Source organism: Nocardiopsis sp. CNT312 (genome assembly GCF_000515115.1).
Lineage (GTDB): Bacteria > Actinomycetota > Actinomycetes > Streptosporangiales > Streptosporangiaceae > Nocardiopsis.
The window spans coordinates 60,109-78,925 of the sequence record NZ_AZXF01000021.1; the positions used below are offsets into that span (position 1 = coordinate 60,109).

Consider the following 18,817-nt stretch of genomic DNA (forward strand, 5'->3'; position numbering starts at 1 on the left):
CGGCTCTCCCTGTCATGTGTCGCCCTTCGCCGGGGGCCTGCTGACGACGAACGCGCGGCAGCCGGTGACCACGCCCCTGCCATCGCGGACCAGGTCGGAGGGGATGAGGAGGTCGTGGCGCTCCGGGTGGGCCGATCCGACCACGGACGAGACGATGAGCCACACCCCCTCACGCGGTTCCGGCAGGTCGGCGCGGGTCCGCCGTTCGGTCAGCAGGGGAAGGCCCTCGGGCATGCCGTCCGTCTCCCTGATCGGTTCGCGTACGGCCTCGACCCGGGCGGGCCGACTGGCCTTGGGCCAACTCCGGATCACACGCGACCGCTCGTCGACGACTGTCACCACATGCGGCGTCAGGTTGAACACCGGCATCCGGCGACCTCCGTTCCTCTCGTTCCGGTGCTGCTACCGCCGTCTCTCGGACACATCCGCGCAGGCGCTCCGCCGGAGTTCGCAGACCGCCGCAGAAGAGCCTCATGATCATGATGTCCGATTCATTTCCAAAGTCATGCTTCGGGGGAATGCGGAGTCCTCCTTCGATCATTGACATCCATGACACGAACGCCCTAGCTTGGTTGAGGATCTCCCGTTGGCGCGGGCGTGTCCAGAGAAAAGCCTCGCTGACTCTTCAGTGCGCTTTCCCGGAGGGCTGGGAGAGCGACCCGGCCCCGGCACACCCGGGGAGAAGAGTTCGTGAGCACCCACCACTGCTCCGCGTGGCAGTTGTTCGGTTCCGCCGCCTTTCTGCGCGTCTTCACACGCGTACTGGGCTGCGGGCCCTGCTCCGTGGACGGAACCGCACAGGGCTGCGCGGGCCATTCCGAGCAGTTCTGTGACTATGTCGACTTGTGCGCCGAGCACTGTCCGTGCCCGGTGCACGGCGGTGACCCCGAAAGCGTCATCGCCGTGCGCATGGAGCGGGCCGCACCCGCCGACGGGATCGACCGTACCGCCGCCCACCGCCTGCGCGACGCCCTGGACGACGTCCGCCGCGACCGGTCGTACAAGAACCTGCGCCGCGTGTACCCGGTGACCGCGGCCGACGGCGGGATCCGCTGCGCGTTCTCCGAGCGCCCCCGCCGCTGGGCGCAGCGCCGCGACGTCGCCCGCGTGGCCACCGACGTGGTCGACCAGGAGGCCCTGGCCATGCTCGTGCTGACCGCCGGGTGGGGCAACCCGGCCGCGGACCTGCCCGAGGACGTCCACACGGGTGAGAGCGCCTCCTTCACCGAGGACGGCAGCGCCGTGCCGGTGGCGGACCTGCACGGCCGCGCCGCCGCCGAGACCCGGGAGCCGCCGATGGTCTCCACCGCCACCGGCGACTACCTGCTGCGCAAACTCGCCGAACTGGCCGCCGGGCGCGACGCCGACCGCGGCCGCACCCCCGACCAACGGCGCAGGCTGCACCTGCGTGAGATCCTGCCCGGGCTGAACGGCGAGGACGTCGCCCGGCGGCTCACCGGCGTGCTGGGGCGGATGGCCGTGGACATGCCCGTGCACTTCACCCTCGTTCAGCGGGCGCGGGGCCGCGCGCGCGGCGCCCCCTACGCACCGGTCCCCGGTGACGGCGGCGCCCCGACCGCGGACGGCCCCCGGCGGGAGGTTCTGACCGCCAAGGAGCGGGCGTGGCTTGAGGAGACCGGCGGGGCGCTGGCCGTGCGCGCCCAGGCCGACCGCGCGGCCTTCGACGCCGCCCCGCAGAAGGCGCTGGATACCCTGCTGCGCGTCCTGCTCACCGAGGGGCCCGCGGTCCCCGAGCGCTGGCGCGGTGCCCAGGAGGACCCCGATCTGCGCGCTGACCTGCTGGAGGCGCTCGCCGAAACCATCGACGGGCGGTGAGGCGTCCTCGCTCAGGCACCGGCGTCCCGGTCGGCGTCGGCGAACCTGCGGACCAGCGGCGGCAGCACCGGGTAGTCGGCGAACTCCCGCAGTGACATGACCGCCGTGCGCTCCCAAGGCAGGCGGCCGCGCCACCGGCCCGCCAGGCACACGTCCACCGCCTGGTCCACCTCGCGCCACCGGTCCGGGTGCGGCGCGCCGGGCAGCCTGCGGCGCGCCAGCGCGGTGCCGAAGGCGTCCAGGAACCCCCGTACCCGCTCCGGTGCGGCGCGTTCGACCCCGGCGGCGGGGTCGAGGGAGACCGCGCGCGCCCCGCGGTCCACCAGGTACAGCTCCGGGCTCAGGTGCACGCTGCCCATGCCCAGTGACTTGCCCATCCCGATCTTGTGCGCGTGGCCGGGGTCGGCGGGGTCCCCGCCGCCGACCGGGTTGTCCAGCAGCAGCGCCCGCATCAGGGCGCCGAGTTCCCCGTCGGTGAGGTTGGCGAAGGTGATCCTGGAGTGGAAGGTGAGCCCGTCGCGCAGTGGGACGACGTCGCGCTGCGTCTCCCCCGGCGGTTCGGCGCGGTGCCCGCGCGGCAGCACCTCCAGGCCCAGCTCCTCCTGGGTGCGCGCGTCGTAGCGCACCGGACGCCCCAGGTCGGAGCGGTGGCGGTGCAGGTACACCTTGTACCCGCCCAGTCGCACCCGCCCCTCGTGCGACCAGGTGACGATGTCGGGCCGGTCGCCCTCCGCCGCGTCGGGCCCCTGCACGAGGTAGTTGGCGAAGCAGCCGCGCTGCGGGGAGAGCAGGCGCACACGCAACGCGGCGCCGTCGGGGTAGTCGGGGTCGGGGTCGGTGCTCAGGGCGTGGCCGAAGGACACCCGGCCCTTGGCGGCGGACGCCTCGCCGGGGAAGGTGTCGGTGTCGCCGAACAGGGCGCGGCACACGTCCACGGGCCGCCCCGCGCGGCGCCCGCGGTCGGCGTCGGCGCGCTGGGGCCCCAGGACCGGCTCGGGGACCGCTCTGCGGACCGGGTTGTCGTCACTGACCGCGATCCGGTAGCCGCCCGACCGCCCGAACGAGACCACCTCTCCCGAGGCGTCGGTGTCGAACCAGACCGGTTCCAGCCCGCGGCGGGGCAGTCCGCCCCCGCCGGTGCCCGCCACCGGGGGGCGTCCGGGGTCTGCGGTACCCACTCCCAGCGTGTCGGGGAAGGCGGCGCGCTGGTAACCGGTGATCTGCTCGGCCGACTCGAAGAGCCGCACGAGACCGGCGGGGACCGGAGAGCGGCCGGTGCGCAGGTCGTCCGTGCGCGGGAAGAGGTAGGCGTTGCGGCGCCCGCCCGCGGCGACGCCGGTCAGGACGGTCAGGCACGGGATCACGCCACCGCGGTCGCTGCCCCGCGCGGGCCGGGTGCCGAGGTACTGCCTGGCCTGGTGGTCGGTGGGGGCGACGGCCGCGATGCGCCGCTCCCCCGGCGGGTGGACCGCGTACACCCAGCGGAACTGGAGTTTGCCGTGCTGCTCGTGCGCGGTGGGGACGTAGGTTCCGGTCCTGGGCGGGTCGGGGAAGTCGTCGACGCCGAAGTCCCACCTGCGCATGCTGTTTCTGAGGACGTCGAAGGAGACCTTGAGCGCCCGGCCCGCCTCGGTCAGCGGTGTGGCCGCGACCGCCGTCACGTACCAGCGGTCCCCGGCGCGGAAGAGGAAACCCTGCCGGGTGCGCAGGCGTTCGCGGCGTGTGCGGTAGTGGGCGTGCTGGCGGGCCATGACGCTGCGGGCCCGGGGCGAGAGCGCGCTGTCGGCGTCGCCGGGACCGATGCGCACGGGGGCGCGGAAGAAGAGCATGGGGGTGTTGACCGGCCCGGTCTCGCCTCCGGTGAGCATGCGCACGGTGTTGCGGACCAGGCCGCGCAGGGTCGGCCCGGGGATGGCCGGCAGCGCGCGGCCGCCGTGGGGGAAGCGGGCGGAGGGGTTGACCGCCCCGTGGTCGAGCCTCTGGCCGACGAAGGTGGGGGTGAGGGTGGTGAGTATCAGTTCGATCCAACCGGTGTGGGTGCCCGACACGGTCCGGTCGTGGCTGCGCAGCAGGTCGCCGGTGGCGTGCCCGGTGTGCAGGTCGGCGGCGGGCATGGGGGTCTCGGCGAGGCGCACCAGCCCGTAGGGGGCGGTGGCGTGGAAGCGTCCGTCCATCAGGGTTCCGGGGGGAGGTCGTCCCCGGTCCCCGCGTCGATCAGCGGCCCCGTGGGTTTGGGCCCGTGGGTCAGGCCGGTGAGGCGGTGGAAGGCCACCCCGACCGCGCCGGTGCCGGGGTCGCTCGCCCAGTACTCGCGCAGGGTCAGCCACGTGCCCTCGCTCTCCAGTGCGGTGCGCCCGCCCGGGAGGGGCCGGTGGCGGCCGGAGAAGTCGGCCCACTCCACTGGCAGGATCGCCTCGGAGCCGCCCGGTTCGCGCGCCACCGACAGGGGCGCCCGGCGGTCGAGGGTGCGGCTGTGGTCGGGGCCGTTCCAGCCCTGGAGGAGGAGGGAGCGGTCACGGGGGCGCAACCACTCGGGCGGTGCGGTGGGGGCGTCGGCGCTGATCCATCCGGCCTCGGCCGCCTCACCGATCCTGATCTGCGCCCGCGGGCCGAAGACGAGGACCTCCAGGATGCGCCACCGGTCGGTGCCGGGGTCCAGCGTCGGTGCCGCGGGGGACGGCTCGGTGAGGGTGTCGGAGCGGGTCCACCGGCCGCCGTGGCACGCGCCGGTGACACGCGCGTCTCCGAGTTCGGCCAGCAGCCACTGGGGGTGGCCGTGGGATGCGGGGCAGCCGTCCGTACCCGTGTCGAGCAGGCGGCAGCGGGTGCCGCGGGTGAAGACGTCGGTGAGGACCCCCTCGATCTGCTTTGCGGTGAGCGGTGCGACGGTCAGCCCCTCGGCGGGCGGGGGGTGGTGGCTCATCGGGTGCCCTCCCCGGGGCCTTCGGCGGTGAGGGCGGTGCGCAGGGCGGCCAGCCAGCCGCGGGCGGTAGCCGCCTCCCCGCTCTCGGGGTCGAACAGTGCGGTGATCAGGTCGACCGTGTGGGCGGAGCCGCCGGTGCGGATACTCACGCGGGCACGGGTGGCGGTGAGTCGGCCGTTGCCTCCCCCGGTCCCCGCCCCGAGCGTCTCGAAGGGGACCGTGGCCAGTTCACGCACGACCAGGGTGAGCAGTCCGAGCACGGCGTCGTCGGGTTCGCTGATGTCCAGGACGGCTTCGGCGGTCCCCCCGCAGTACAGGTCGGCGGTGAACAGGTGCCCGTCGACGGCGTCGCCGAACAGGGCGTCCACGGTGAGCCGGGTCGTGGTCAGCGGCGCCCCGCCGGACAGGACGGGGGCCGAGCGCAGCCGCACACGCGAGGCGGCGGGCGGGGTGTCGGCGCCCCACCAGTGGGCGTGCCAGTCCCGTCCGTGCTCGGGTGGGGCACCCCACCGTTCGGCGGCGTCGCGTACGAGGCGGGCACCGATCCGCTTGAACAGGGAGTACAGGGCGGTATCCCCCAGAAGGGGGGCGATCCGGACTCCGTGGGGGCCGTCCGGGACGGGGCGGTGGCGGTGGGCGCGGTCGGCCTCGCCGGCGCGGTCCGCCGCGGGCAGGTCGCCGAGCATGAGCGGTACGGGGCGAGGGTCCCCCTGCGCACGGCCGGGCGGCGGGCCCGGCGGGGGCGCGGGGCGCTCCCCCGCGGCCAGGGTCAGGCGGAGCTCGGCGCGGTGGCGGTGGTCGCCGGTGTCGGAGCGGGCGGCCAGGTCGGCGGCGGCGGGGTGCCGCCCGTGCGCCCGCAGTTCCCGGTCCAGGGCGCGGGCCAGGCGGGTGGCGGCGTCGGACGGGGGCTCGGCGGCCCACCGCTGGGCCCAGGTGCGCCCGTGGTAGGCCAGCCAACCGTCCTCGCCGGACAGGTCGTGGCGGGCCGCGGTCCAGCGCACCGCGGCCACAGCCCCGAACCCGCGTCCGGTCCGGGCGCCGAGGCGGGCCCCCGGGCCGTGCCCCTCCAGTCCGGTCACGGCGGTCAGGAGCAGTGCCAGCAGCCGGGGTTCGTCGGCGGGGGCCGGGCAGCGCAGGCGCAGGTGCGCGGTGAGGAGCGTCCCGGCGGGCAGCACCTCCCAACGCCACACCCGGCCGGGGTGCACGGTCCCGGTCGCGGGGTCCACCCGGGTCCCTGTCCGGATCGCGACGGCGGCCCCCTCGGGCAGGACGGTGCGGGCGTCGTCGAGGTCGAGTGCGCCCGTGGACTGCGGCACGTCCCTGTGGGCTCCGGAGGATCCGAAGAGCGCCCGGACCCTGCCAGGGTCGCCCGTGCGGGCGGCCAGTTCGTGGCGCATGATCCCGGCCAGGGTCGTGGCGCGCACCCGGGGCAGCCCGGTGCGCGGGTCGCGGTCCAGGTGCAGGTCCGCGTCGCCGCGTACGACGTGGTCACCGGGGTTCCGGGCGGCACCGACATGGGTGTCCGACTCCAGGCGCAGGTGCGCGGCGATCTCCCACACCACGGGGCCGGGCCGGGGACTGCTGGTCATGGGGTGTCCGTGGAGGAGGAGGGGCGCGTGGGCACGCGCCGTGGTGCGGTGGCGGTCGCGCCGGTGCCGCGGGGGTGCGATCGCCTCGGTACGCGGTGCGGGAAGGGCCCGGCGGGGGCGGGGCGCGCGGGAGGTGCGGCTCCGCCGGATGCGTGCGCGGGAACGGTTCACTCCGGTCCTCCCCTCGCGGCCCGGGCCGTCTCCGCGAGCCAGGAGGAGACCAGGAGCAGGGACAGGCACGGCGCGGCACGGCGCTCCCACTCCAGGGCGTGCCGGGAGAGCCCGGCCGCCGTGGCCGGGGGGCGACCGTCGGCCAGGGTCAGGTCCACGACCGCGAGGGCCCCGGTGTAGGCGGGTGCACGGCCGGGGCGGTTGTCGTCCCACCAGGCGGTGGTGCGGGTGGACAGCCCCTCCAGCCAGGAGCGGACGCTGGTGCGCCCGGGGCGGTCCGGACGCACCAGCAGGGCCCGGTCCAGTGCGCGCAGGTCGTGCTCGCACAGTTCTCCGGCACCGTTGCCGGGGCCGCGGGCGCTGTTCGGAGCGACGGTGTGTTCGAGGGCGGACAGTGCACGGCCGGGGGTGCGGCGCGGCTGGGCGAGGACCTCTCTCAGGCACTCCAGCAGGTGTGGCGGCAGTTCCGCCGACCGTGGCGCGGAGGCCCGCGCGAGGGCACGCGCGTGGTCGCGGACCGGTCGCACGGCGGCCTCCCACAGGAGGCGGTCGTACAGGAGGCGCAGCCGCTCGTCGCGGTCCGGTTCGGGGGGAGCGGGGCGGCGGCGGGCCGCGAACGGGGCCGCCTGCGGGGCGAGCGGCTCGGGTCCGGCGGGCGGCGGTGAGGCCAGGGTGAACTGGCCGTAGCCGTCCACGGCGCGCTCTCCGAGGGTGTGGGCCTCCAGGAGCCTGGCTCGGGCGGTGGTGAGGTCTCGGTCGGGGCGCAGGCGGACCACCGCTCCGGGGCGCGCGGCCCAGCGTTCGGCCATGGGGCCCCGGTAGCCGCGGTGGTAGCCCCCCACGCTCTCGGCCTCCACGTGGTCGGCGAGCACCTCGACGCGGGTGTCGGGCAGGACTCGGGCGCACAGGTCGAGCACGGCCCGGGTGAGCGCGGAGGGCCGGTGCCGGCCGTGTTCGTCGACCACCAGGGCCGGGGAGAGCAGGATGAGGTCGACGGGGGAACCGGCGGGCCAGGTGCGGACCCGGCCCGCGGGGTCGATCCGGTCCGGAGAGAGCAGGCGGTCGGGGTCCACGGGCGCGACGCTCACACCGCCGTGGGCCCTGGTTCCGCCCGATCCCAGAGTGAGGGTTCCCTCGGCCCGGGCCAGCGCCGCGGCGACCCGTTCGGCCAGGCGTTCCAGGGACGCGGTGTCGGGGGCGCGCAGTTGCCACCGGGCCTCGAAGACCTGGCCGGCGTCGAGCGCGGTGGTGACGAAGGGCACCCCCTGGGTGCGGGCCCCGGTGCGGGTGCGGCCCAGGCGGCGCTCCGCGGTGGTGTGCACACGGGCGCGCAGGGCGCGGTCGGGGGTGAGGGGGTCGCGGACGGCCCGGTAGGGGGTGGCGGGGTCGGTGTGCCCGAACACGTCGACGGTGGTGTCCCCCTCCTTGCCGGGTGTGTGCAGGTAGGCGGGCGGGGGGTAGGCGACGGCCGGGGCCGTGCGCCCCGGTCCCCGTTCGAGCCGGGGGTGTGCGGGGGCGAAGCGGATACGGTCTCCGCGGGCCACCCAGGCGTGCAGGTCGTCGTGGCGGCCCGCGCGGGTGAGCGCGGCGGCGAGCATGCCGCGCTGCGCCCGTCCGCCGATGACGTGTTCGGAGTCGATCCCGGAGGGGTCGTAGGAAGTGCGGACTGCCAGGCTGTCAGTGAGGACGTAGCGCAGGGGCAGGTAGGCGCTCAGGAGTGGGGCGGGGCTCACGTTCGGGCCTCCTCTCCTCCGACGGGGGGCTCCACCGGGCGGCGGGCCGCCAGGGCGAGCGTCGCCGCGTGCGGGTCACCGGCAGGCGGGGCCAGACGGACGTCCACGCGCCCGCGTCCGCGTGAGCCGCGCAGGCCGATACGGGTGGTGGCCAGGCAGGCACGGGCCAGGATCCGCCAGTGCTCCGCGGTCGGCGGTGCGGCCCAGACCAGGGGCGCGGTGAGGGTGAGGCCGGGCAACAGCACACGGTGGGTGCGCAGTCGGCCGGGGACGGGGGCGCCGTCGGGCCCGGCCTCCGTGCTCGACTCCAGCGCGGTGCAGGCGTCGGTGACCGCCCGGCGCAGGGCTGTGCGCTCGGGCTCGTCCCTGCCGTCCAGGGCCCACACCAGCGCGTCGCGGACGGTGTCTGCCATGACGGCGTGCCCCAGGCGCAGGATGCGGTCCGGGCCGTGGGAACGGTCGCGTCCCAGGACGTCGTCGGCGGCGGCCCTCAGATCCGGGGCGACGGAGAGGGCGTCGTCGGCCCCGGCCCGCAGCCGGGCCGAGAGCCGGTGCCGGGGCAGGTAGGGGAGGCCGTGGCCGTCGGTGACCACGTCGGTGTCGGCCGCCGTCCCGTCGGCGCTGTCTCCGGTGAAGAGCGCCGGGGAGGCCAGGTACACCGTGATGCGATCCGGGGCGCTCACGAAGGCGCGCCCTTCCGTCCGCGGATCTGGGGCAGCCGGGGCGGCAGGGCAGCGGCCAGACCGGGGTCCAGATACAGGTCGGCCACCCCGATCGCGTCCAGCACCGCGCCGGGGGTCCACTCCAAGGGCAGGTCCACGGGGGCGCCGACCGCGCGGGAGCGCCGGGCGAGTTCGGGGCCGGGGTCGGCCCCCGACTCCAGGAGGGGGGCCAGGGCCGAGACCAGCCAGCCCCGGCGGCGGGTACCACCGTCGGCGAGCAGGCCTCCGGGGGCGTCTGCGGACAGGTACCGCTCCAGGAAGCCGATGAACCGACGGCCCGTCAGGGGCAGTTCGGTGCGCGGCAGAGGGGGGCGACGGTCACGGTCGAGCATCCGTTCGACCCGCTCCACCCCGCCGGACCGGGTCGTCCAGGCCACGGCGTGCTCCTCCGCCACCCGGGGGTCGGTCTCGGCGCTCTCGGTCCGGTACCGCTTGGCTCGGCGACACATCGCCTCGCACAGGTCGTACCCCCAGGCCAGCGGCGCACCGACCGGTTGGATCGCGATCCCGGCCCCTACCGTGGGGACGTGTGTGGCGTGGGTCAGCCCCCCGGGAGCGGTGACGGTGCGTCCGGGGCCCGGGACGGCGTCCGCCAGGGCCAGGTGCAGGGCCACCCTGGGGTCGCGGGGGTCGGCGACCGCCTCGGGGTCGGCGTCCAGCCAGTCGAGGGCGTACCGGACCAGGCTCAGTGCGAGCCGGGCGTCGCACAGGACGGTCAGGTCGTCGCCGGCCACGACGATGGGGCGCAGGGGCAGGCACACCCGGCCGTCGGGGGTGTGAGAGAGCGGGACCGGACCGGCCGTGCCGGCCCCGGGGATCACGGGCCGGTCCCCGTCGCCGGCGCGGACCGTGGCGGCCACCGCGCGGACCAGGGTCCGTGCGAGCCCCTCGACGAGTCCGCGCAGGTGTGCGGACAGGTGGCGCTGCGCCATCGCCCCGGATCCGGGGACGGCGGGGTCGGCGACCCGCTCACGGTAGTCGCCGAGGATCGCGCCCAGTCCGTTGACGTCCACGTGGACGAGGGCGACGCGGCTGAGTCCTCCGTGCTCGCGTCCGAGGAGGTCGGCCTCCATGGGCAGGGCGAGCGGGGGCGATCCGCTGGCGGCGGCCGCCCCCTCCAGCCAGTCCTCGCTGTGCGCCCGGTGCCAGCGGCGGCCCGCCCCGCGCGCCCGTGCCACGTCGGCCGAGACGCGCTCGTACACGTGCGTGTCCTGGAAGCGTGTGCTGTCCACGACCTCGGCGGGGCCCCCGCTGACGGAGCACGGCGCGGTGATGCCGTGTCCCCGTGCGGGCGTGTGCAGCGCGGACATGGACCGGCGTGCCCTGCGCAGGCGCTCGGGGAGGACGGCCAGTGCCTCGTCTACGCCGACTGGCGTGTCCGGGGGCCCCTGCTCCCACCGGCCATAGGGAACGTGGGCCACCACGGGGGTGAGGTCCCCGGCCCGTTCGCGCAGCCGCCGCGTGTAGCGGCCGGTGAACTCCCGTGCCGCGGCGGCGTCCGGCAGGACCACGGTGAGCGCTCCTCCGGCGTCGCGCAGGACCGCGTGTCCGGGGGGCAGCAGGTCGGCGGCGCCGCCCCTGGGGCCGGAGGTGGCCGTCAGCTCCGCGACCAGGGCGGCGCGCCCCACCGCGTCGAGGATGCGGTGCCCTCCGAAGACGAACGCCTGTATGCCGCGGAGGTCGACGGCGACGAGGACCCCGCGCCGTGGGAGGCCCTCCCGCGCGGCGTCCGGTGCGCGGACAGGCCGCCCTTCCGGTGGTACCTCCGGCGGGGCGTCCCCGCGCGTCGGGGGCGGCGGAGGGCAGGGGTGGGGCGGCACTGTGTCACGTCTCCTCGTCGGCGGGGCGGGGCGGCGGGCACGGCCGGAGGCGGGACGCCGGGCCGTATCGGCGCACGGACCACGACGCACTACCGATATCAGGAGATTCAACCGGTAGTCACCCCTTCGCACCATATTGACCTGTTTCGGCCAGTAACACGCGGGGGCCGTCCGAGAGACCTGGGTACGCCCATCAGTTCCCCTCCCGGAGGTCCCCGTGACGCACGGCCGCGTACCGCGCTCCCCCGCACCGCACCACACCGCACCGGAGCGCGTCCCGGACCCGCTCGCCCCCGGTGACCTCGTCCCCCATCTGCTCGGGCTGGCACGGGCGCTGAGAGAACGGGCGGCGGCCCGCCCCGAACCGGGGGACGCCCCACCCCCGCAGCGGTGACCGCGGTCCGGCGGCCGGATGCCGGACCGCGGCCGCGCACGGGTGTGCGGGACCGCCCCCGCCCGCCCCGGGCCGACGGTCCGGCATCAGTCGAACAGGGTCCCGCTGAAATCCCCGGTCCGTACCCGTGCGCGGCGCCCTCCCCCGCGAGACGTGGGCACCCGGACCCGCGCCGCCGCACCGGTCATGGTGTCCACCCGTACCGCACCGAACCCCTGGGCCGTGTACTTGCCCACACCCGACAGCTCGACCAGTTCCAGGAGCGCGGCGAAGGCGTCGGCGTGGTGGCGCTCCCCTCCCACCAGCTCCAGGCGCAGGCCCCCCTCCCACCCCAGGACGGTGCGCTCGTCGTTGTGCCGGTGCTCGCCCACACGCACGGGCTCCTCCGGCAGAGGAACACGCCGCACGTGGGCCAGCCCGCCGAACAGCAGGTCCAACCAGGGGTCGGCCAAGTCCGCGGGGGCGAACCGGGCGACGGCGCCCACGGCTCCGCTGCCACCGACGATCCCTCCCCCCGAGCGGTGCACGGCCCCGAAGAGCCGCCGAGGACTCGGCCAGACCTGCGGGATGCGCTCACCCCCGGAGTCGCGCGCGACCATCACCACGGGCGTGCGGCTGCGCACCACCGCCGAACGCACCGCGAAGGGGCCGCGCGCGGCGGCGAGCATCCCGGCGTAGGTGCGGTCGAAGGTGCGGGTCACCGACAAGGGCTCCATCAGGTGGTCGCCGATCCGCTGCGGCTGGCCCACCAGGGTCTCGGGGTCCACGGGGGGCGGGTCGTCGTCGAGCCAGGAGACGGACCAGTGGTAGAGCCGGTCCCCCAGCGGCGCAGGCCACCCGTTCATCGACCACCGTTTGGCGGCCGTGTGGTCCTCCTGCGGCTGCGGCCACCAGTGGTTGAGCAGGCCGTGGCAGTCCTCAGACCGGATCGGCCGCGCCGCGTCCGCCAGGTCCCGTAGGATCACAGTCCAGCGTCTGGGCACGTACACCACCCCTTCTCGTGTGGTCCCGACGGCACGCGCCGTCCTCGGTTCACCGAGGACTACTCTCGGACAGTCGGACAGAATGCCCCGAACCGGGGCGTTCAGCGTTCCACCATCTCCAGGAGGCGGACCACGGTCCGCCAGTTCCGGGCGGTGACGGCGCCGGTGGTGCATCCAGCGACCGCGTCCGGGAGCGCGGCGAAGCGGACCCCGTCGCGGTGGCCGGTGTAGACCTCCGTCGCGGTGAAGGCGAGGCGCTCGTGCGGGTAGGCGGACAGGTCGACCGCGCCCAGCGCCTCCGTGTCCCAGGCCTGGGAGGAGAACAGCACCAGGAACCGCGAGGGGTCGGGGACCTCCAGCGGGTTGGCCGCCACCGCCGCGCGCCACCGCCGCGCCGTGCGCACCACGACCGGCACGTCGTGGCCGAGCCCGTCGAGAACGGCACCGCGGATCGCCGCGGCCACCGCGTCGGGACCGGCGCCCCCGGCCTCCAGGACCGCGTTCCCGCTCTGAAGGTGTGTGGCCACACCGGTGTAGCCGAGTCCGGTCAGGAGCGAACGCAGATCGGCCATGGCGATCCGGCGGTGCGCCCCCACGTTGACTCCGCGCAACAGCGCGACGTACCTCGTCATACACGCCATTGTGCGGCATCGCGCCCCCGGAGGGGCACCCGCCGCGGGGACTCGCGGCCGTGCGCCGCATACTCTGGTGCGCGTGCGGACCAGAGCCCGCGCGACCCGACCACGACACCGGAGCCGACTTGCCCCGCCTGAGCCACACCTTCGACCTCGCACCCGTGGACCACGGGGCGGTGGTCCGTTCCGTCACCGCCGCGCACGCGGTCGCCCGCGCGTGCGGGTTCGACGGAAGGGGGTGGCTGATCACCCCCGACGAGGCCGTTGTCGACCGCTGGGAGGAGCGCGCCGACCGCCTGGGGCTGGTCGACCGCGCGGTGGCACGGAGCAACCGCGAGCGCCGCCGCGCCGCCGCCGAACGCCTGCGCGAGGGGGTCGAGGACCCGGCGGAGGCGGAGGAGCTGGCCATCGAGGCCTCCACCACGGCGCTCCAGCTCCAGTCCGGGCGCCACCTGGAGCCCCGGAGCCACTACCTCGTCTCCGAACTCTCCCCCGGGGGCGTGCCGGTAGAGCCGGTCTACGAGCGGCAGGGGTGGACCAGCACGGGGCTGACCATCACCTCATGGGATCCGGAGGGCACCAGCGCGCTGGAGTTCGCCATGCCCGACCGGGTCGGCGGCGGCACACCGCCGGTGACGTCGGGGACGGCCGCCCACGACGCGGTGGCAGGCACCCTGGCCCTGACCGTCAAGGTCCGCCTGCCCGGCCGGGGCGCGTGGCTGCGCTCGGCGCGCGGCTCACTCACGATCGACACCACCGCTTGGTACGCGGCCCTGACGGGCCGCACCGGGCCCGCCCCGGTACGGCTGACCGCGGCCCACGCGCTGGCCGACATCGAGGCCGACCTCTCCCCCACCACCCGCACGGACGGCCGGTGGGACGTAACCGCCACGCTGCGGGCCCGGGGGCGCGGACCGTTCGCGCGGCCCCTGGTGGCCCTGGCGTTCTGGGCCGTCCGCGGCTCCTACCGCCGCGAGCAGCGGCGGGCCCGCAAGGGCGCGGCGGGCGTCACGGTGACGAGCCCCCGCGAACAGCTCGACCGGGGAGCGCGAGCCTGGGACCGGATGGCCCGCGGCGCCGAGGAGATCCCCGACCTGCTGCACGACGTGGCCCGCGGCATGGCCGAGGCCGCTCGGCGCGGAGCCTGACCGCGACCCGTACCGCCGGGCCGGCCCCGCCGTCACCGGCCCTCGGTCCCCCACCCGGTGAGTGAACGCACCCGCAACTCGGTGAAACGGGCCGTGTTGCGCTCCGGAGAGAGCAGGCTGCCGACGATGGCGCACAGGAACCCGAAGGGCACCGCGATCAGCGCCGGGTTCTCCAGAGGAACGAACTGGATGTCGATCGACGCGGGCAGCACCGACAGGTTCTCCCCGGTCAGCGGGTCGGTCGTGCCCGACATCACCGGGGAGAAGAGCATGAGCGCCAGTGTGCAGGACAGCCCCCCGTAGATGCCCCACTCCACTCCCCGGGTGTTGAAGCGGCGCCAGAACATCGTCAGCACGATGACGGGCAGGTTCGCGGCGGCGGCGATGGCGAAGGCCAGGCCCACGAGGAAGGCGACGTTCATCTCCTGCGCGCGGATGGCCAGCAGGATGGCCACGCCCCCGATCACGCACGCGGAGAAGCGCGCCACGGACACCTCCTGCGACTCCCGGGGACGCCCCCACATGAGGACGTGGCCGAACAGGTCGTGCGCGATGGAGGTCGACGAGGCCAGGGTGAGGCTGGCGATCACGGCCAGGATCGTGGCCAGCGCCACGGCGGAGATCAGCGCGAGCAGCACGGCGGCACCCGCCGGACCTGCGGCACGCCCGCCCAGCTCCTCGGCGAGCATCGGCACGGCACTGTTGCCCGAGGGGTCCAGCGCCAGGATCCGCTCGGAGCCCACCAGCGCCGCCGCGCCGAAGCCCAGAGCGAGCGTCATCAGGTAGAACACCCCGACCATGACGATGGTGCGGTTGACCGAGGCGCGTGCCGAGCGCCCGTCGGGGACCGTGTAGAAGCGGATCAGGATGTGCGGCAGCGCGGCGGTGCCCAGGACCAGGGCCAGGCCGAGACTGATCAGGTCGAGCTTGTTGAACAGCGTCGCCGCCGCGTCCCCAGGCACGTCCACCCCCAGGTGGAGCCCCGGTTCGAGGAAGGCCTGCCCGTGACCGCTGGCCCCGGCGGCCTCCGACAGCAGGGCGCTGGGGTTGAAGGAGAACAGGGCCAGGACCATGGCGGTGAGCAGCCCGGTGGCGGCCAGCAGGACCACCGCCTTGATGATCTGCAGCCACGTGGCCGCCTTCATCCCGCCGTACATGACGTAGACGATCATGAGCACGCCCACGAGCACGATCGCCCCGGACCGGGCCTGGTCGGCACCCACCCCGAGGAACGTGCCGCCCTCGTGCAGCCCAAGCAGCACCGCGGTGAGGGCGCCCGCGCCGACCATCTGCGCGACGAGGTAGAACACGCAGACGGTGACCGTGGAGACAGTGCAGGCCAGGCGGACCCGCATCCGGCGCAGGCGGAAGGCGGGCAGGTCCGCCATGGTGTAGCGGCCGGTGTTGCGGGTGAGCTGGGCCATCGGCAGCACCAGCAGCCAGGCGACGAGGAAGCCGACCGAGTACAGGAAACCGTCGTATCCGCGCAGCGAGATCATCCCGGCAATGCCCAGGAACGAGGCGGCCGACAGGTAGTCGCCGGTCAGCGCCAGCCCGTTCTGGGTGCTGGAGAAGCCGCGCCCTCCGGCGTAGAAGTCGACCGCGCCGCGGGTGGTGCGCCGGGCCCTGACAGTGATGACCAGCGTGGCCAGGACGAAGAGCGCGCACAGGGCGATCGTCCAGGCGTGCGCGGCCCCGAAGCGGTCGCCCAGGACCGATCCGAGGTCGGCCGCCCAGTCCGGTGCGGCGGGTCCGGGGGCGGTGCCGTCCCCCGTGGCGGCACCGCCCGCGAGGGCTCTGTGAACGGGGGGCGTGTTCATCGGCCGACCACCCGGCCGGTGACGGTCTCCTCGTCGCGCACCCGGTCGCGGATCCGCTCCGCGAGCGGATCGGTGCCGCGCTCGCAGACACGGCCGAAGGCCCATGCGAGGGCGAACGTCACTGCGAACTGGCCGATCCCCAGGAGCAGGGCCACGTTGACGGAGCCGACGACCCTGACCCCCATGAGGTCACGGGCGTAGGCCGAGAGCAGCAGGTAGAGCGTGTAGCTCACGAGGAGCCCGGCCACCAGCAGGCCCGCGTTCAGGGCGAACCTCCTGCGCAACCTGACGAACGCCGGGTCCGCCGACACGCGCTCGCTCACGCTCCCCGTGTCGGCCCGGCTCCGGGCGCCCTCCATGTACTCGACCACGGCCTACCCCCCTTGTTGGCTCTCCGTCGAAAGTGGGCAACACGATAGCCACGGCGCCCGCTCCGTGTTCACCGAACGCACAAATTCGGTCGCCCACAGCCGCAGGAGTGCCGGAACCGACGCGGGGCCGACCGCGACACGCGCCCTTGCAGGGCGGACGCACACGCGCGGTACGCGGCAGCGCCCGGACTTCGCTAGGCTCGGACGGACCCCGCATCCCGTACGGCGAGCCCTGGCGCACGCCCGGCCCTCCGCGTTCGTACAGGTGTATGATTACGGGGTCCGCACTGTTCACGCGATACCGAAGGGAAATCCCCGCCGTGGTCACCGAGGTCTTCACGCTCAAGTACTGCGACCCCCACGCTGTCAGCGAGGAGAAGGTCGAGGCGACTGAGGTCATCCAGTTCGCCTGGGAGGGCACGGTCCGCGAGGTCGACGCCTGCGGCGAGTGCGCCAAGGAGCACGAGGCCCGCTTCGAGCCGCTCGTGGACTACTCGCGCCCGGTGAAGAAGCGCCGTGCCAAGAAGGCCGCGTCTCCGGCCCCCGCCGCGGACGACGAGTCGGCCTCCGCGTCGGACGAGTAAGAGAAAGCAGGGCCCCGCCCGGAAGACGGCCTCACCGCGCCACAGACGGGCGGGGGTCGGCGGCACCCCCCAGTGACCGCCGACCCCCGCGTCTTTCCCCGGTAGCCGCTATCCCTGCCCCATCAGCCGCGCGACCTGGCCGCCACGCCGCTGACCGCCGCGGGTGCCGAACTGGAGCGCCTCGACGACCGGTGCCCGCGCGTGCACCTGCGCCCCGCCCGACGGACGCACCGACGCGCCCAGGTGGCGCATGACGCGCAGCATGGCGGTGTTGGACAGGGTGGTCTCCGCCCTCAGCTCAGCCAGCCCCCAGTCGGCGGCGGTGGCCGTCAGGGCCCGGGCCAGGGCCGTGCCCACACCGTGCCCCTGCCAGGCGTCCTCCACCATGAGGGCGATCTCCCCCACGCCGGGGTCGAGCGTGTACATCAGGTGCCCGAGCGCCACGGGCTCCTCGCGGCCGTGGGGCCGCACCGCCAGCGTCAGCCCGCGCTCGGGATCACAGAAGACCTGACGCATGTGCGGGCTCAACTCCCGCATACCCGTGGAGTACCTGCCGCGCACCGTCTCGGGCGAGCAGCGCCGGTGCAGGCCGTCCAGGGCGGGCAGGTCAGCGTCCCGTACCTGCCGCAGGGACAGTTCCACACCGTCGGCCGTGGACACGGTCCGCTCGGTGGGCACCGGCCCGGCCGAGGGCATCACGGAGCGGACCAGCGCGTCGGCGCGACTGTTCTCGGTCCAGGTGAAGGGACGTGACCGGCGGCGCACGAGCACCCCGCGCAGGGGGCCTACCGGGACGAGCATCACGGTGCCGACCGCCGTGTCCGCGACCTCGTCCTGGCTGGTCAGATTGGTCCAGCAGGCCTCGTCGGCCAACAGCAGATCAGCGAGCGCGTCGGGCAGCGCGTTGGGGTGCGCCCTCAACCGGGCGGTGAGGAGCAGGGCCCGGGTGACGTCGTCACCGACCTCGCGCCGGAGGGCGGGGACCGCGTTCGTCTTGCCGGAGGGGCAGCGCTCGGCGACCGCGTCCACGGCCCGGACGTGGTCCCCGGGCAGGTCCACGACGAACTCGTCGACCACGCCCGACACGTCGGTGTGGATGGAGAGCCCGACGATGTTGCCGCCGCACCGGGCGAGGGCGTCGACGATGCCGGCCAGCTCCCCCGGGCGATCCTCGACCGTCGTCCTGATCCTCCACAGGCCCACAGGCGCTCCCTCCCAGTGGATGTCCCCGCCGCCACGACGCGTCGTCGGGCCGTGGCGGCGGGGTGCGCACCGACGTGGTATTACCATCGCCGACCCGCGTTTCGGGGATGTTAGGCCACCGTTGAGTTCCCGAGCCGCCGTGCGCGCCCCCGTGACACGCCGTTCACCTGAGTGCGCTAGCGGAGGACGCGCACCTCGCACCGGAGCCCCGGCGCCGCGACCAGACGAGCGTCACCGGTCACCAGAGCACAGTCCAGGGCTTCGGCCACCGCGACGTAGGCCGCGTCGTAGGCCGTCAGATTGGATCGCAGTTCCCAGATCCGGTCAGCGACTTCCCTGACGGGCTCCACATGGGAGATCGCTTGCAGGGAATAGAGTTTGCGTGCGGCTTCAGCGTCACCGATGGGCACCTTCCGCCCGAGCACAAGCCCCCTGAGCGCGTTGAGGAACTCGACGGGCTGGTGGCTGGGGGCGTACCACTCACTGTCGGCACCGAGCACCCGACGTACTGCGGCGGTAGAACGGCTCGGTGTTCCCAAGTAGAGATCGATCAAGACAGAAGTGTCGACGACGATCACGCGACACCGCTCTTCCCGTCACCGCCCGACACGTCGTCACCGCGAGCGGCGCGGACCGCCGCGACGATCTCGTCCATGCTCAGAGCGGCTCCCGGCAGAGGCGTCTGTTCGACTACCTGCCGATTGCGGGCGAAGCGCGCCTCACGCTCCAACACGGCGAGCACGTACGTCTGGAGTGACTGCCCCGATCGCCGGGCTTCCGCAGCCAGGATCTCTCTGACCTCGTCCGGAACGTCTTTGACCTGAATAGCTCCCATGGCGCGATAATAGCTGAAGCATCCTCGACATAGATCGAAAATAGAGGACT

18 protein-coding genes are annotated in these 18,817 nt (G+C 74.7%); 4 read left to right on the forward strand and 14 right to left on the reverse strand.

Annotated elements, in window-relative coordinates; genetic code table 11:
• Positions 1–12 precede the first annotated feature (12 nt).
• On the reverse strand, positions 13–369 hold the full coding sequence (locus B042_RS0110765; RefSeq protein WP_028648293.1) for a hypothetical protein: 357 nt from the start codon (positions 367–369) through the stop codon (positions 13–15).
• Positions 370–690: 321 nt separating this feature from the next.
• On the opposite strand from B042_RS0110765, the gene B042_RS0110770 reads away from it, so the two are divergent.
• Positions 691–1,836: a hypothetical protein gene (locus B042_RS0110770; RefSeq protein ID WP_028648294.1), complete on the forward strand. Its 1,146-nt coding sequence runs from the start codon at positions 691–693 to the stop codon at positions 1,834–1,836.
• A gap of 11 nt (positions 1,837–1,847) precedes the next feature.
• Here the strand turns inward: B042_RS0110770 and B042_RS0110775 are convergent, their stop codons facing one another.
• From B042_RS0110775 to B042_RS22825, 6 genes are all read right to left on the reverse strand, one after another.
• Positions 1,848–4,010: a TIGR03986 family CRISPR-associated RAMP protein gene (locus tag B042_RS0110775; protein WP_028648295.1), complete on the reverse strand. Its 2,163-nt coding sequence runs from the start codon at positions 4,008–4,010 to the stop codon at positions 1,848–1,850.
• Positions 4,010–4,759 (reverse strand): hypothetical protein, encoded by a 750-nt coding sequence (locus B042_RS0110780; RefSeq protein ID WP_028648296.1) that lies wholly within the window; start codon positions 4,757–4,759, stop codon positions 4,010–4,012. The genes B042_RS0110775 and B042_RS0110780 overlap by 1 nt, the downstream gene beginning before the upstream one ends.
• Positions 4,756–6,348 carry an RAMP superfamily CRISPR-associated protein gene (locus B042_RS0110785; protein ID WP_028648297.1) on the reverse strand — a complete coding sequence of 531 codons (1,593 nt, stop codon included), beginning with the start codon at positions 6,346–6,348 and terminating at the stop codon, positions 4,756–4,758. The genes B042_RS0110780 and B042_RS0110785 overlap by 4 nt, the downstream gene beginning before the upstream one ends.
• A 167-nt stretch (positions 6,349–6,515) precedes the next feature.
• Positions 6,516–8,252 (reverse strand): hypothetical protein, encoded by a 1,737-nt coding sequence (locus tag B042_RS0110790; RefSeq protein WP_028648298.1) that lies wholly within the window; start codon positions 8,250–8,252, stop codon positions 6,516–6,518.
• The gene (locus B042_RS22820) at positions 8,249–8,935 is read right to left on the reverse strand and encodes a hypothetical protein (RefSeq protein ID WP_051415627.1); all 687 of its coding nucleotides are present in this window, start codon (positions 8,933–8,935) and stop codon (positions 8,249–8,251) included. Before B042_RS22820 ends, B042_RS0110790 begins: the two co-directional genes overlap by 4 nt.
• Positions 8,932–10,602 carry a hypothetical protein gene (locus B042_RS22825; RefSeq protein WP_231493931.1) on the reverse strand — a complete coding sequence of 557 codons (1,671 nt, stop codon included), beginning with the start codon at positions 10,600–10,602 and terminating at the stop codon, positions 8,932–8,934. Before B042_RS22825 ends, B042_RS22820 begins: the two co-directional genes overlap by 4 nt.
• 409 nt (positions 10,603–11,011) lie before the next feature.
• Here B042_RS22825 and B042_RS25665 point away from each other — a divergent pair, with 409 nt between their 5' ends.
• A complete protein-coding gene (locus B042_RS25665) occupies positions 11,012–11,188 on the forward strand; it encodes a hypothetical protein (protein WP_155989014.1) in 177 nt (58 codons plus the stop codon).
• Positions 11,189–11,274: 86 nt separating this feature from the next.
• Here B042_RS25665 and cas6 read toward each other — a convergent pair whose 3' ends face one another.
• Both cas6 and B042_RS0110810 read right to left on the reverse strand, forming a co-directional pair.
• Positions 11,275–12,180 carry a CRISPR system precrRNA processing endoribonuclease RAMP protein Cas6 gene (gene cas6 / locus B042_RS0110805; protein WP_197024261.1) on the reverse strand — a complete coding sequence of 302 codons (906 nt, stop codon included), beginning with the start codon at positions 12,178–12,180 and terminating at the stop codon, positions 11,275–11,277.
• A 92-nt stretch (positions 12,181–12,272) separates the two neighbouring features.
• The gene (locus tag B042_RS0110810) at positions 12,273–12,812 is read right to left on the reverse strand and encodes a DUF1697 domain-containing protein (protein ID WP_028648300.1); all 540 of its coding nucleotides are present in this window, start codon (positions 12,810–12,812) and stop codon (positions 12,273–12,275) included.
• Positions 12,813–12,931: 119 nt separating this feature from the next.
• Between B042_RS0110810 and B042_RS0110815 the strand changes: the two genes are divergently transcribed.
• The gene (locus tag B042_RS0110815; protein ID WP_028648301.1) at positions 12,932–13,954 is read left to right on the forward strand and encodes a hypothetical protein; all 1,023 of its coding nucleotides are present in this window, start codon (positions 12,932–12,934) and stop codon (positions 13,952–13,954) included.
• A 32-nt stretch (positions 13,955–13,986) separates the two neighbouring features.
• On the opposite strand, the gene B042_RS0110820 is transcribed toward B042_RS0110815, so the two are convergent.
• Entirely contained in the window at positions 13,987–15,774 is a 1,788-nt protein-coding gene (locus B042_RS0110820; protein ID WP_028648302.1) for a cation acetate symporter, read from the reverse strand.
• A complete protein-coding gene (locus B042_RS22830) occupies positions 15,771–16,145 on the reverse strand; it encodes a DUF485 domain-containing protein (protein ID WP_369797692.1) in 375 nt (124 codons plus the stop codon). The genes B042_RS0110820 and B042_RS22830 overlap by 4 nt, the downstream gene beginning before the upstream one ends.
• A gap of 320 nt (positions 16,146–16,465) precedes the next feature.
• Between B042_RS22830 and B042_RS0110830 the strand changes: the two genes are divergently transcribed.
• Complete coding sequence (locus tag B042_RS0110830; protein WP_028648303.1) at positions 16,466–16,729, forward strand: hypothetical protein; 264 nt, start codon at positions 16,466–16,468, stop codon at positions 16,727–16,729.
• Positions 16,730–16,837: 108 nt separating this feature from the next.
• On the opposite strand, the gene B042_RS0110835 is transcribed toward B042_RS0110830, so the two are convergent.
• From B042_RS0110835 to B042_RS0110845, 3 genes are all read right to left on the reverse strand, one after another.
• Positions 16,838–17,932, reverse strand: a complete 1,095-nt coding sequence (locus tag B042_RS0110835; RefSeq protein ID WP_028648304.1) for a GNAT family N-acetyltransferase — start codon at positions 17,930–17,932, stop codon at positions 16,838–16,840.
• 176 nt (positions 17,933–18,108) lie between these two features.
• The gene (locus B042_RS0110840; protein WP_028648305.1) at positions 18,109–18,510 is read right to left on the reverse strand and encodes a type II toxin-antitoxin system VapC family toxin; all 402 of its coding nucleotides are present in this window, start codon (positions 18,508–18,510) and stop codon (positions 18,109–18,111) included.
• Positions 18,507–18,767 carry a hypothetical protein gene (locus tag B042_RS0110845; RefSeq protein WP_028648306.1) on the reverse strand — a complete coding sequence of 87 codons (261 nt, stop codon included), beginning with the start codon at positions 18,765–18,767 and terminating at the stop codon, positions 18,507–18,509. Before B042_RS0110845 ends, B042_RS0110840 begins: the two co-directional genes overlap by 4 nt.
• Positions 18,768–18,817 lie beyond the last annotated feature (50 nt).

Excerpts from the sequence above, each read along its gene's own strand:
- B042_RS0110765 (WP_028648293.1), bottom strand. The coding sequence starts at position 369 with ATGCCGGTGTTCAACCTGACGCCGCATGTGGTGACAGTCGTCGACGAG.
- B042_RS0110775 (WP_028648295.1), bottom strand. The coding sequence starts at position 4,010 with ATGGACGGACGCTTCCACGCCACCGCCCCCTACGGGCTGGTGCGCCTC.
- B042_RS0110780 (WP_028648296.1), bottom strand. The coding sequence starts at position 4,759 with ATGAGCCACCACCCCCCGCCCGCCGAGGGGCTGACCGTCGCACCGCTC.
- B042_RS0110785 (WP_028648297.1), bottom strand. The coding sequence starts at position 6,348 with ATGACCAGCAGTCCCCGGCCCGGCCCCGTGGTGTGGGAGATCGCCGCG.
- B042_RS0110810 (WP_028648300.1), bottom strand. The coding sequence starts at position 12,812 with ATGGCGTGTATGACGAGGTACGTCGCGCTGTTGCGCGGAGTCAACGTG.
- B042_RS0110820 (WP_028648302.1), bottom strand. The coding sequence starts at position 15,774 with ATGAACACGCCCCCCGTTCACAGAGCCCTCGCGGGCGGTGCCGCCACG.
- B042_RS0110845 (WP_028648306.1), bottom strand. The coding sequence starts at position 18,767 with ATGGGAGCTATTCAGGTCAAAGACGTTCCGGACGAGGTCAGAGAGATC.